Source organism: Streptomyces mexicanus (assembly GCF_902506575.1).
GTDB classification, from domain to species: domain Bacteria; phylum Actinomycetota; class Actinomycetes; order Streptomycetales; family Streptomycetaceae; genus Streptomyces; species Streptomyces mexicanus.
Window position 1 is genome coordinate 1 of the sequence record NZ_LR732560.1, and the last position, 2190, is coordinate 2190.

At 72.9% G+C, this 2190-nt stretch carries 1 protein-coding gene; it reads right to left on the bottom strand.

The annotated features are described in order from the left end of the window. Window positions 1-306: 306 nt before the first annotated feature. A complete protein-coding gene (locus tag GV126_RS32310) occupies window positions 307-2073 on the bottom strand; it encodes a dolichyl-phosphate-mannose--protein mannosyltransferase (protein ID WP_159674499.1) in 1767 nt (588 codons plus the stop codon). Window positions 2074-2190 lie beyond the last annotated feature (117 nt).

Genomic DNA, 2190 nt, shown 5'->3' on the forward strand with positions numbered 1-2190 from the left:
GTACCGGCCGATGCCCTCGACCCCGCACGGCGCGTAGCCGCCCTAGTCCGCCCCGTACCGGGCCCACCCCACCACGCCCGCACCCCCCCCGCCGACGCCCGCGGCCTTGACGCCCTTGCCCATGACGGCGTTCCCTCCCCGTTTCCCGCCCCGGAAGCCTTCGCCCACGCACAGGTTGAACGCGTTCAAAGACTGTGTGCGCCTTGCACTGTATGCGCCAGGGGGGTCTGCCGCGGCGGTTGTTCCCGGATGTTCACGGAAGTTGTCCGAAGAGAGATCAGCGGTTTCGTGCCATAGCCACGTATGTCATACCCACGTGTCCAGCCACATCCGGGCCCGCCAGTCGTCGATCGGGATGGCGGTGCCGGTGTACAGGGGCCAGAAGTAGATGAAGTTCCAGGCGATCAGCAGGACCAGGACGCCCGCGCCGGTGGCGCCCGCCACGCGGCGGGTGTCCGTGGCGCCGGGCGGGCCGAGCAGGGCGCCGATCAGCATGGCCACGGCCAGGCACAGGAACGGGACGAAGACGACGGCGTAGAAGAAGAAGATCGTGCGCTCCTGGTACAGGAACCAGGGCAGGTAGCCGGCCGCGACGCCGCAGGCGATGGCGCCCGCCCGCCAGTCGCGGCGGAAGAACCAGCGCCACAGCACGTACACCAGCGCCGCGCACGCCGCCCACCACAGCATCGGGGTGCCCAGCGCGAGGACCTCGCGGGCGCACTTGTCGCCGGCGTCCGCCGGGCAGCCGGCCGTGCCGGGGGAGGGGGACTCGTAGAAGTACGACACCGGGCGGCCGTCGACGATCCAGCTCCACGGGTTGGACATGTACGTGTGCGGCGAGGACAGGCCGACGTGGAACTCGTACACCTCGTGCTCGTAGTGCCACAGGCTGCGCAGCCAGTCCGGCAGGAACGTCCAGTTCCCGCCCGTGCCCTCGGTCGCCGCCCAGTCGCGGAAGTAGCCGCCGGTGCCGTCGCTCGGGGAGAGGATCCAGCCCAGCCAGGAGAGCAGGTAGACGGCGAGCGCGACCGGGACCGTGGCCAGGAAGGCGATGCCCGTGTCCCGCTTCAGGACGGCCCGGTAGGGGTGGTGGGCGCCGGCCACCCGGCGGGCGCCGACGTCCCACAGCACGGCCATCACGCAGAACGCGGCCAGCACGTACAGGCCGTTCCACTTGGTGCCGATCGCCAGGCCCAGCAGCAGCCCCGCCGCCCACCGCCACGGCCGCCACCCCAGGCGCGCGGTCTCGGCGACGTGCGCGTCCGGGCGGACGCGGCCGTCGGCGTCCACGGGCAGGGCGGCGGCCAGCCGCGCGCGGGAGCGGTCGCGGTCGATCAGCAGGCAGCCGAAGGCCGCCAGCACGAAGAACATCAGCACGCCGTCGAGCAGCGAGGTGCGGCTCATCACGAAGTGCAGCCCGTCCACCGCCATCAGCGCGCCCGCCACGCAGCCGAGGAACGTCGAGCGGAACAGGCGACGGCCGATCCGGCACAGCAGCAGCACCGACAGCGTGCCGAGCAGCGCCGTCATGAAGCGCCAGCCGAACGGGTCGAAGCCGAAGATCAGCTCGCCCAGGCCGATCACGTACTTGCCGACCGGCGGATGCACCACGTACGCCGCGTCGTGCGGGATCGGGACGTGGCCGCCGGTGCTCAGGATCAGGTCGTTGGCGTTCTTGTCCCAGTTGACCTCGAAGCCGCGGTGGACGAGCGCCCAGGAGTCCTTGGCGTAGTACGTCTCGTCGAATATGACCGCCTTCGGGCTGCCCAGGTGCCAGAACCGCAGCAGGCCCGCCAGCAGGGTCACCAGCAGCGGGCCGCCCCAGCCCGACCAGCGCGCCAGGCGGTCGCCGAGCCGCTGCGACAGGCCGAGGGCCGCCCACAGCCGCGGGCCCGGCTGCGCGACCGGCGGCCCCAGCCGGTCGGCGACGTCGCCGCCGTCCGCGCCGTCGCCTGCGGGCCCCGCCGCCTTCGCCCGGTAGCCGAAGCGGCGCAGCCGCCCCTGCCACGACGGCCGCTGCTCGTGCGGGGCCAGGTCCTGCCGGGGGTCCGTGGAGGACGCGGTACTGGTCACCGCGCCATCGTAGGGAACCGGGCTGTGCGAGTCCCGTGCATGGCCGTCATGGGCCGGATGCGTCCGGGCGCCGGCCGTGGTCGGCCGTGGTCGAGGGCTGGGGAGGAAGGCCGGGGG